General features: G+C 67.9%; 10 protein-coding genes. 3 read left to right on the forward strand and 7 right to left on the reverse strand.

What is annotated here, in order from left to right; all coding sequences use genetic code 11:
* Window positions 1-399 precede the first annotated feature (399 nt).
* Window positions 400-753, forward strand: coding sequence for an endonuclease domain-containing protein (locus tag A9310_RS26210; RefSeq protein WP_254661170.1), 354 nt, complete (start codon window positions 400-402; stop codon window positions 751-753).
* 80 nt (window positions 754-833) lie between these two features.
* On the opposite strand, the gene A9310_RS04285 is transcribed toward A9310_RS26210, so the two are convergent.
* Window positions 834-2,021 (reverse strand): alpha/beta fold hydrolase, encoded by a 1,188-nt coding sequence (locus tag A9310_RS04285; RefSeq protein ID WP_065629506.1) that lies wholly within the window; start codon window positions 2,019-2,021, stop codon window positions 834-836.
* Window positions 2,018-3,136, reverse strand: a complete 1,119-nt coding sequence (locus A9310_RS04290; RefSeq protein ID WP_065629507.1) for a homogentisate 1,2-dioxygenase — start codon at window positions 3,134-3,136, stop codon at window positions 2,018-2,020. The genes A9310_RS04285 and A9310_RS04290 overlap by 4 nt, the downstream gene beginning before the upstream one ends.
* 142 nt (window positions 3,137-3,278) lie before the next feature.
* Between A9310_RS04290 and A9310_RS04295 the strand changes: the two genes are divergently transcribed.
* Both A9310_RS04295 and A9310_RS04300 read left to right on the forward strand, forming a co-directional pair.
* The gene (locus A9310_RS04295; RefSeq protein ID WP_065629528.1) at window positions 3,279-3,896 is read left to right on the forward strand and encodes a TetR/AcrR family transcriptional regulator; all 618 of its coding nucleotides are present in this window, start codon (window positions 3,279-3,281) and stop codon (window positions 3,894-3,896) included.
* 150 nt (window positions 3,897-4,046) lie between these two features.
* Window positions 4,047-4,622, forward strand: coding sequence for a GNAT family N-acetyltransferase (locus A9310_RS04300; RefSeq protein ID WP_065629508.1), 576 nt, complete (start codon window positions 4,047-4,049; stop codon window positions 4,620-4,622).
* A gap of 13 nt (window positions 4,623-4,635) precedes the next feature.
* Here A9310_RS04300 and A9310_RS04305 read toward each other — a convergent pair whose 3' ends face one another.
* From A9310_RS04305 to A9310_RS04325, 5 genes are all read right to left on the reverse strand, one after another.
* Entirely contained in the window at window positions 4,636-5,364 is a 729-nt protein-coding gene (locus tag A9310_RS04305; protein ID WP_175401073.1) for a DUF429 domain-containing protein, read from the reverse strand.
* 20 nt (window positions 5,365-5,384) lie between these two features.
* Complete coding sequence (locus A9310_RS04310; RefSeq protein WP_065629509.1) at window positions 5,385-6,686, reverse strand: TrpB-like pyridoxal phosphate-dependent enzyme; 1,302 nt, start codon at window positions 6,684-6,686, stop codon at window positions 5,385-5,387.
* Window positions 6,687-6,744: 58 nt separating this feature from the next.
* On the reverse strand, window positions 6,745-7,410 hold the full coding sequence (locus tag A9310_RS04315; protein ID WP_065629510.1) for a response regulator: 666 nt from the start codon (window positions 7,408-7,410) through the stop codon (window positions 6,745-6,747).
* Complete coding sequence (locus tag A9310_RS04320) at window positions 7,407-9,098, reverse strand: ATP-binding protein (protein ID WP_065629511.1); 1,692 nt, start codon at window positions 9,096-9,098, stop codon at window positions 7,407-7,409. Before A9310_RS04320 ends, A9310_RS04315 begins: the two co-directional genes overlap by 4 nt.
* A gap of 145 nt (window positions 9,099-9,243) precedes the next feature.
* Window positions 9,244-9,669 (reverse strand): SLC13 family permease (locus A9310_RS04325; RefSeq protein ID WP_254661171.1); only part of this gene is annotated, 426 nt, incomplete at its 5' end.

The following is a 9,669-nucleotide window of genomic DNA, read 5'->3' on the forward strand; positions in this document are numbered from 1 at the left end:
CGGCGAGACCGCCGCATCGATCCGGGATGCGTGCCGTTCCGGCACGCTCTCGTCGATACGCCACGGGTGGTACCGGACCGAGGCCGCCGAACCAGAAGTGGTCGAGGCAGTCGCCGATCATGGCGTCGTCTCCTGTGCGACCGCGCTACGACGCCACGGACTCTGGATACCTGAACATCCCGAACAAGTGCATTCGCGTGTGACGCGCCACGAGCGACGCCGATCCACGACAGGTGCCGACGGTACGGCCGGCGACCCCGGCCAACGGCGCCGTCGACGATGTCGCGACAGCATTGCAGTACGCCGCCCGATGCTTCGACGTCGAGGGATTCGTCATCCTGTGCGACTCCGCACTCAACACCGGCAAGATCACCCCCGCATTACTTCGCGCCGAGTTCGATGACGCGCCGACTCGCCGCGTCGGGAACCGAGACAGCAGCCCGCCTACGTCTCCGGAGCGCCGGCCTGCGAGTCACGGTCCAGCACCACGTACCCGGTGTGGGGTGGGTCGATCTGCTGGTCGGAGAACGGCTTGCGCTCGAGCTGGACAGCGTCGAACATCACACCGGGATCGAGAAGTACGAGGAGGATCGCACCCGAGACCGAAAGCTGATCTCACGCGGTTACTTTCCGTTGCGGGTCACCTATGCACAGGTGTTCGGCGACTGGGCCGACACCTATGCGGACATCGCCGAGATCATCGCTCGGGGGTACCACCGCAGCCGGTCGCCTGCCTGGAGAAAGCCAAGCTGATAACCGACCACCAGAAATGGACACCGAACGCTACGTCCCCGAGCCCTTTCCACCGGGCGGTTTTCAGCGAACCCAGGCCGTCAGTTGGCCCACGACCGCTCGGCCAGCCACTCGGTGATGGTCCCGACCGCCTCCTTCAGGTGTGAGATCTGGTCCCGGCCCGAGTAGTAGTGCGTCGCACCGACAATGGTGTGCAGGGTCTTGTCGGGATGACCGACCGCGTCGAAGAGGCGGTGCGTATGACTGGGCGTGCACGCGTTGTCGGCGGAGTTACCGATGACCAGTGTCGGGACCGTGAGATCGGCCGCACACCGGGGACCGTCGCCGTTGGCGTCGTCGAAGCTCCACTGCGACAACCAGCTTCGGAGGGTGGTGAACCGGGCGAGCCCGACCGGGCCCATGTTCACGATCCGCGGATCACCCAGGTAGCAACCGAACTTGCGATCGCTGGGGTCGACGGTCAGGTCGAGCCAGCGCGGATCGGCCATCGTTCCGTGCACGATGAAACCGCGCTCCATCAGCGGTTCGCCACGCCCGCGCAGATCGACGAGTCGCTCATTCACCCAGGCGGTGATCCGCCGGTTGCGGTCGATCTGCGCCGCGCGGTAGCGGTCGAGGAACTCTGCCGAGTACGGCGGCTGGTTCGGGTTCGAGGGGTTGTAGAGGTCCAGCTCCGGGTCGCGGTTGTCGGGATCAGACTCGTCGAGAATCGACGGGTCCATCCACTCGGTCAGAGTGCCGTGCCGCGAGACGTGCGCCGCGAGCAGCATCATGCCGTCGGCGGCGGGGAGGTCGAGGGCGGTCAGGTCCGGCGGTTCCCCGGCAGGTGTGGCGGCGACCGTCGCGTGCTGTGCCTGCTGCTGGTAGTACAGCGACAGTGCGCCGCCGCCGCTCCACCCGGCCAGGATGACCTTCTCGTAACCGAGGCGTTCGCGCGCATCCTTCACGCACGCACCGAGATCCTGCACCACCTTCTCCATGATCAGTGCACTGTCGACGCCGCGATACCGGCTGTTGCAGTAGATGACATGGTGGCCGGCGCGAGCCAGCGCGTTGGTCATCGGCAAGTAGGCGCCGCCCCCGATCGGGTGCATGAAGACGATGACGCTCTTCGACGGCACGCCACGGGGGCGGAGCAGGTAGCTCTCGAGCACCACGCTCTCGGTGACCCCGCCGTAGGTGTCCTGGTACGCCGAGAGATCTTCGAAGACAACGAGGTACGGAATACGGTCGTAGTCGTGACGGGGCACGTCCCCCCGGTCGCTCATACTCGTGACCCGGCGTCGGCCTGTGCGGAGTCCGCGACCCCGGATTCGAAAAGTGCGGGTGCGGCGATCAACCGTCGACGGGTGTCGATCGAGATCACCTGCCATTCCACGCGGTCGAACTCGTCGAACTTGCGCCGGGAACGCTCTCGCGCCCGCTCCGGGATGCCGTGATGCATCCCCTGGGGTGCGTGGGAGATCAGACCCGGCGGCATGCCGACTCCGAACATGCTGCCGCCGTGGAAGAACGCGATCTCGTCGAAGTCGGTGTTCCGGTGGTACCACGGCAGCCGTTCGGCACCCTTGCGCGCCTCGGCGGGGCGCGGCAGGAAGTTCATCACGTACACCCCGGTCGCCTGCATGAACAGATGCACCGTGGGCGGCAGATGCACCGTCTCGGAGGTGATGACGTCGTAGTCCTCGATGTTGAACGTGAACGGGAAATTGTCTCCACGCCAACCCTCTACGTCGAGCGGGTGGAACGGGTAGAACAGCGATGTCTGCCCCTCCCGCTGCCGGAACCGCACCTCGTACTCGTCTCGGCCGTCACCGTCGAACGCCTCCGCCTCGGGAACGACGACGAGCGAGGAGTCGAAGGGGAAGAACCTGCCCAGCATGCCGGGCTCGGGCACCCGGAACTCGTCGACCGCCTCGATGACGAGCAGCAACGACGCACCGTCGGGCACCTGACGATAGGTGCACCCCTTGGGGAGATATACGTAATCGCCGGGCCGGTAGGGCAATCGACCGAACTCGGTCTCGAAATACCCGGTGCCCTCGTGGACGAAGACGAGTTCGTCGCCGTCGACCGGGCGAAACCAGAACGGAGCGGCCTCTTTCCGACGACTCAAAGAAATCCGGCAGTCCTCGTTATGGAACATCAGCAGCGGCTCACCCGCGGGGTCGTTCTGGTCGGTGGGCGCGAGGTCGGTGACGATTCGATCGACGCCGGTGTGGGTGCCCACCGCCCGGAACTGCGTCGGGTCGTTGCGTCGATACAGATGTGCCGTGCGGCCGGTGAAACCGTATCGTCCGAGCTCATCGTCTTTCAGATCGGCGACATCTCGGTGCACCTGCCGAGGCGTGCGCCCCTTGCGGTGCTGGACGAACGATTCCATGCCGAACTCCTGTCTCTGCGATTTTTCTGATGCTAGATTCAGGTTCAGAAGATGACAAGGGTCACACTTCCCGTCGATCCGAGTGCGGTCATCGACCGTCCACATGGTTCGATGGAGAATCGGTCCGCGGAAGGAGCTCACGGTGCCGCCGACGAACAAAGGTCGCCAGACCGAGGCCGCGTTTCTCGACGCCGCGCGCCGGACGTTCGCCGAAAAGGGCTACCTGAACACCAAGATCTCGGACATCTCCGCCGCTGCCGGCCGGTCGACCGGTTCGTTCTATAACTACTACGACAGCAAGGACCGACTGCTCGAAGCCCTGCTGGATCAATTCTCGGACGAAGTGGTGGAGCAGTCGCTCGCGACCCGGCACACCGAGCCGGAGGCGAGCGTCCGCGCGGCCGTGACCGCGTATTGGACGACGTACAAGAAGTACCTGCCCGAGATCATCGGCCTGTTCCAGATGTCGATGACCGACGACGATTTCCGCAACCGCTGGCTGGCCAACCGGGTGTCCGGTGTGAAGCAGGTGTTGTCCGGTCTGCACGGTGCCGAGCGCGCGGGTTACTCCATCGGGCTGCCGCTCGAGCCGCTGGCGTCCGCGCTGGTCGCGACCCTCGAATCCACGTGCTGGACCTGGCTTGCGGTCCGCGGTGACGCCGCCGGGCCCGTACCCGACGACGACACGGCCATCGAGATCCTCACCGCGATCTGGTACCGCACCGTCTTCGGGGCCGGACCGGCACAGTCGGCTCCCTAACCCTTCGTGGCTCGTCGCTGGCGCTCCTCGCACCTCAGGGAGCAATGGTTATGTCGTTCTTTCGGATGAGGGAGCAGGGGCGTGAGCGACAGCCACAGGGCTGACACCGGCCCGCTTGCCGTCCCGGACCGAGCCGACGACGATGGACGCATGCCCATCGAGGTCCGGCCCGCGACGATCTTCGACGACATCGCCACGATGGTCGGTCCGAAGAAACCGACGTCGAACGTCTGCTGGTGCCTGAGCTACCGCATCCCGAGCAAGCAGAACCAGGAGCTGGTCCGCGAGCAGCGCGGAGAGTTCGTGAAAGAGCTGTGCGACAGCGGCATTCCGCTGGGTGTGCTCGCCTACGACGACGCGGGCGAGGTCGTCGGCTGGGCGGCCGTCTCGCCGCGCGCGGACACGAGCTTCGCCCGGAACCGGAAGATCCCCCACGTGGACGACCTGCCGGTGTGGTCGGTGTGGTGCATCCGGGTCCGCCCCGGTCATCGTAAGCAGGGGATCTCGCACGCACTGCTGGCCGGGGCCGTCGACTACGCGCGGTCGAACGGTGCGCCGGCGATCGAGGGCTACCCCGTCGACAATCAGGGCGCCAGAGTCGATCTGACGATGGCCTACGTCGGAACCCGCGGCCTGTTCGAGAAGGCCGGTTTCACCAAGGCGGCAGACACCTCGTCCGTCCTCGCCGGATTCCCGCGCGTGCTCATGCGGTTGTCGCTGGACTGATCGAGACCACGACTCAGATCAGTTCCGCCAGTTCGGCGGTGGGTACGTGAATCCAACCCTCCCGCGCGGCGACCGGCCGGTCGGTGGCATCGGGCAAGACGGTCCGGCCGAGCTCGGCGGCGCGCGCGATCAGCGCGGTGATCACGGCGTCGAACGCGTCGTCGTCACGGGCCATGGTCTCGGCATGAACGCTGAGATCCAACCATGGCGCAGCTTCTTCGAGAGCGACGACGAGCCCGGCGAGCACCGAAACATTGGCGGCCCGTTTGTATCCGCGCGAGGTCAGTCCCCAGCGCTTGAGTGCCCCCGCGGGATACGCCTCGACCGCCCACCCGTCGACGCGGTCGTCGACGCCCAGGTCTGCGAGCAAGCCGGCGCATCGGAACGCGACGTGCGCGATCTGGTCCGCCGACACGCTGAGCGGGCGGCCGACACCGGCATCGACGATCCGCAGATCGGTGCGACGCAACGCAAGTGGTCGTCGACGGGCGATGTCGTCGAGCTCCCGCCCCTTCGACAGTTCGTTGCGATGATGCGCGACGACGAAGTCGACGAACTCGTCGGGCCAGCCGAAGGGGGAGTCGATCCCGATGCGGGTCGATCCCTCGACGAGGCGTCGGATGGCGGTGTCGTCCGCGCCCACGACGAGGTCGGTGAGCACGGCCCTCTCCGCATCCCAATCGACGCATGCGACAGCTGTTTTCGCCGGCGATGCGGACAGGTCGACGCCGACCGTCCGCATCACCGGGATCACGGATCGACTCAGAAGTTGCCCTCGAGGAACTCGGCGTACGCCGGCAGATCGAGTTGCCCGTGGCCCGATAGCCCGATCACGACGACCTCGTCCTTGTCGCTGTCGGCGACGTGCGCGGCGCAGGCCGCGATCGCATGCGTCGACTCGGGAGCGGGGACGATGCCCTGGGTCCGGGCGAACTGCACGCCCGCGGAGAACGCGTCGTGCTGGGAGATGGCGACACCCTGCACCAGACCGAGCTCCACCGTGTGGCTCAGCGCCGGCGCCATGCCGTGATAGCGCAGACCACCGGCGTGGATGGGGTCGGGCACGAAATCCATACCGAGCGTGTGCATCTTGAGCAACGGGGTGAGTCCGGCGACGTCACCGTGGTCGTAGCGGTACTCCCCCTGCGTGATCGACGGGCACGCGGCGGGCTCGGCGGCGATGACGCGCGGATCCGAGCGGCCGTGCAGCTTCTCCCGCAGGAACGGGAACGACAACCCCGCGAGGTTCGAACCGCCTCCGGCACAGCCGAACACGACGTCGGCGCCACCCGGCTCCACCGCGTTGAGCTGGTCGACGGCCTCCTGCCCGATGACACTCTGGTGAAGCACCACGTGATTGAGCACGCTGCCCAACGCATAACGGGTGTCGGGGTTCGAGGCGGCGACCTCGACGGCCTCGCTGACGGCCATCCCGAGGCTACCCGTGGTGTTCGGGTCCTTGGCGAGCATCGCGCGACCCGACTCGGTCAGCTCGGACGGACTGGGGTGGATGGTCCCGCCGTAGGTGCGGATGAGGAACCCCCGGTAGGGCTTCGAGCTGTACGACGCACGGACCTGCCACACTTCGACGTCGATGCCGAACTGCGCACCCGCGAACGCCAGTGCGCTCCCCCACTGACCGGCTCCGGTCTCCGTCGTCAGTTTGGTGACGCCGTCGAGGCTGTTGTAGTACGCCTGCGCGACAGCCGAATTCGTCTTGTGGCTGCCGACCGGGCTGACACCCTCGTACTTCACGTAGATCCGCGCCCTGGTGTTGAGCGCCTCCTCGAAACGACGCGCGCGGATCAGCAGCGACGGCCGCCACATCCGGTAGATCTCGCGCACCGGTTCGGGGATCTCGATGTAGGGCTCGGTGGACACCTCTTGCGCGATGAGGCCACTCGGGAACAACGCGGCGAGATCGTCCGGCCCGACCGGTTCCTTGGKGCCCGGATGCAGGTGCGGCGGGATCGGGGAGTCGAGTTCGGCCGCGAGGTTGTACCAATGGGTCGGGACATCCACTGTGATCAGATCCGGATTCCCGGTCTCGACATGCATCGTCATGGATCACCACTCTAATCCTCGGGCCGGTACCCGCGCCCCGTGCCGACCGATCCCGCTGTCACCCCCCGGGCAGTCGATACTCCTGCCGGGGCCGCCCGGTGGCGCCGTACTGCAGCGACATCGTCAACCGTCCGGCCGCCACGAGATTCGCGAGGTGCCGCCGCGCGGTCGGTGCCGCGATGCCGATCTCCCGCGACACATCGTCGGCGAACAGCGGAGCGCCCTCGGCGAACAACGCCAGGATCCGCTGTTCGGTCGGCGACCCCCCCTCGGCCCGGTCCGCGGCGCGGGTGCCGAACCGCAGTGCCGACAGCGCTGCGTCGACGGCGTGCTGGTCGACGTTCTCGCCCGCCAGCATCCGCCGGTACTGGGCGTAGCCGGCCAACCGACGCGCGAGGTCGGCGTCGTCGAAGGGTTTGATCAGGTAGGCGAGCGCACCGGCACGCATCGCGCCTCGTACCGCCGAGGCGTCGGTCTCGGCACCGACGATGAAGCAGTCGCAGTCGAGTTCGGCGACCAGTTCGATGCCCGAACCGTCCGGCAGGTAGACGTCGAGGAGTGCGAGATCGATGTCGGGATGTTCGGCGATCGCTTGACGTGCCGCACTGATGCTGCCCGCCCGGGCTCGCACGGTGAAGCCCCGGACGGCGTCGACGATCGCGGAGTGCAGCGCCGCGACCCGGAAGTCGTCGTCGACGATCAAGACGCCGAGGTCGTCGGTCATGGGGTCACTCCCGGTTCGTCGGTCTGGCTGTACGAGTCGTCTTCGGCCTGGTCCGTCGGCGCGAGCACGCCGGGCAGGCGGGCGACGAACACTGCCCCGCCCGGTTCGCCATCGTCCGCGGCCACGCATCCCCCCGCATCGGCGACCCACACGTCGCCACCGACCCGGCGCGCGATCTGCCGGGCCAGGGCCAGTCCCATACCGCGGCCGCCGGGTACGTGCGCGCCGGATTTGGTCGTGGCGCCCTCGGCGAAGACGTCGTAGGGGTCCTCGAAGGCGATGCCGGGTCCAGAATCCCCGACGGTGACCAGGACCGTGTCGCCGTCGGCGATGACCTCGACCTCGACCTCACCGGGCTGTGCACCGTCCGGTCCGGACGCGGCATCGATCCCGTTGTCGACGAGGTTGCCGACCACGGTGGTGACGACGACGGGTTCGGTGAGCACGCCCTGAATCCAGGTCTGGTCCCCGAGTCGCAGCACCACCCGGCGCTCGCGCGCCTGAGCCGCCTTCGCGTCGAGAAACGCGTGGAGGTGTGGTTCGCGCACGTTGTCGAGTCCGGCGAGGAGCGCCCCTCCCGGTCCGGTTCCGGTGACCTCGTCCAGGTAGGCGAGCGCTTCGTCGGCGTGCCCGTGCCGGAGGAGGCCGGCGAGTACGTGCATCCGGTTGGCGGTCTCGTGGCGCTGTGCGCGTAGGGCGGTGCTCATCGACCTGATCGAATCCACCTCGCGGCTGAGTGCTTCGACGTCGGTGCGATCGATCACCGACAGGACCATGCCGAGGTCGCGACCGTCGGCCCGCACCCGATGGGAACTCACCAGGACCACCCGTTCGCCGACACCGGCGGCGAGGGGTTCGTCGGTCGGCGTCGCCAGGACGGTCGCCACCCGCGGGGTCAGGCCGAGGTCGCCGGCGGGGGTGCCGACCGGGGCGTTGATGTCGAGCAGCGCACGCGCCCGGTCGTTGACGACGCGCACGATGCCGTCGGCGTCGACGGCGAGCACCCCGTCGGCCATCGAGTGCAGCACGGCCCCCTGTTCCCGGACGAGCTCGGCCAGATCGTCGGGCTCCAAACCCAGGGTGAGTCGGCGCCACCGACGGGCCAGCAGCACCGAACCCACCCCGCCGATACCCAGTGCCGCAAGCGCGAGGAGCGCGATCGCGACGATGTCGGTGCGGGTCTCGGAGCCCAGGCGTTCGGTGGAGACACCGACGCTCACGAACCCGACGACTGCGCCGTCGGCGTCCAGGACCGGGACCTTCGCGCGGACCGACTCGCCGAGGGTGCCCCGGTCGGTGTTCACCTCGTTCGATCCGGACAGCACCTTCGACGGGTCGGTGGAGACCGTCCTGGCGAGCTCCGTCACCTCGGGATGTGCCAGACGGATGCCGCGGTCGTTGCCGATGACGACGAACAGGGCTCCGGTCCGGGCTCGTACTGCCGCCGCCTGCCGTTGCAGCGGGCCGTCGACCAGGTCCGCCGCGTCCACCCGGTCACCGGGATGGGCGGCGACCTCGCTGCGGACCTCGGCGTCGGCGGCGACCGACTGCGCGATGGCGAGCGCGCGCTGTGCGTACTCGTCGCGCACCCGGTCGTCGGCTCCGGCGATGACCAGACCGAACCCGACCGCGAGGCTGACCGCTATCACCGCCAGCTGCAGGAGCAGCACCTGCGTCCGCAAACGCATGACGTCAGCCTAATGCTCGCTGCGGGGCAGGCACGCCGACGCGGCGATCCGGGCCCCGCTCCCTGAGGAGGCCCGGAGCTTGCGGAGGGCCGTCACGAAGGGTGTCCGACACCTGCGCTCCTGGATCGCGGTCATCGATGCCGGATCAGAACGGGATGGCCCCGACCAGGACCCCGACGGCGAGCATCACCAGCGAGACGACCGTGGCGCGCCACAGGACCTTCTTGTGGTGGTCGGCCAGGGTGACCCCGGCCAGTGCGACCAGCAGCAGGATCGCCGGGACCAGCGGGCTCTGCATGTGCACGGTCTGGCCGGTGATCGATGCCCGCGCCATCTCGGTGGGGTCGATGCCGTAGCGGGTCGCGGTCTCGGACAGGACCGGCAGCACCCCGTAGTAGAAGGCGTCGTTGCTCATCAGGAAGGTGAGCGGGATCGAGAGCACGCCGATCACGATGGCCATGTGGGGGCCCATCCAGTCGGGGATGCCATCGGCCAGCCAGTGCGCGATGGCGTCGACCATCCCGGTGCCGTTGAACACGCCGGTGAGGACGGCGGCGGCGAGGACCATGGC

It is taken from the genome of Gordonia sp. UCD-TK1 (assembly GCF_001691435.1).
Taxonomy (GTDB): Bacteria; Actinomycetota; Actinomycetes; order Mycobacteriales; family Mycobacteriaceae; genus Gordonia; species Gordonia hongkongensis.

Excerpts from the sequence above, each read along its gene's own strand:
- A9310_RS04305 (WP_175401073.1), bottom strand. The coding sequence starts at position 5,364 with ATGCGGACGGTCGGCGTCGACCTGTCCGCATCGCCGGCGAAAACAGCT.
- A9310_RS26210 (WP_254661170.1), top strand. The coding sequence starts at position 400 with ATGACGCGCCGACTCGCCGCGTCGGGAACCGAGACAGCAGCCCGCCTA.
- A9310_RS04315 (WP_065629510.1), bottom strand. The coding sequence starts at position 7,410 with ATGACCGACGACCTCGGCGTCTTGATCGTCGACGACGACTTCCGGGTC.
- A9310_RS04285 (WP_065629506.1), bottom strand. The coding sequence starts at position 2,021 with ATGAGCGACCGGGGGGACGTGCCCCGTCACGACTACGACCGTATTCCG.
- A9310_RS04300 (WP_065629508.1), top strand. The coding sequence starts at position 4,047 with ATGCCCATCGAGGTCCGGCCCGCGACGATCTTCGACGACATCGCCACG.
- A9310_RS04320 (WP_065629511.1), bottom strand. The coding sequence starts at position 9,098 with ATGCGTTTGCGGACGCAGGTGCTGCTCCTGCAGCTGGCGGTGATAGCG.
- A9310_RS04290 (WP_065629507.1), bottom strand. The coding sequence starts at position 3,136 with ATGGAATCGTTCGTCCAGCACCGCAAGGGGCGCACGCCTCGGCAGGTG.